Origin of the sequence: Rhizobium ecuadorense (genome assembly GCF_001187535.1) — a bacterium.
Lineage (GTDB): Bacteria > Pseudomonadota > Alphaproteobacteria > Rhizobiales > Rhizobiaceae > Rhizobium > Rhizobium ecuadorense.
The window spans coordinates 1-225 of sequence record NZ_LFIO01000977.1 but is presented as its reverse complement, the minus strand read 5'-3'; the positions used below and the strand labels follow the sequence as shown (position 1 = coordinate 225).

The following is a 225-nucleotide window of genomic DNA, read 5'->3' as shown; positions in this document are numbered from 1 at the left end:
GCGATCAACATCGCCATCATTCCGATCGTCGACGAGTTCCACCTGACCTCCGAACAGTCCGGGATGATCATTAGTGCATTCTTTCTCGCCTATTCTCTGACGCAGCTCATCGGGGGCTACCTTGTTGATCGGCTGGGAACCCGCTCGGTCCTGACCTCGGCAGTCGGCATCTGGTCGATCGGCACGATCGCGTGCGGTGCGGTCGGCTCCGCGATGGGGCTGGCC

The 225-nt window shown here is 61.3% G+C and carries 1 protein-coding gene; it reads left to right on the top strand.

What is annotated here, in order from left to right; all coding sequences use genetic code 11:
* The coding region (locus AF337_RS18105; protein ID WP_152971121.1) for an MFS transporter at positions 1-225 on the top strand (225 nt) is incomplete at both ends.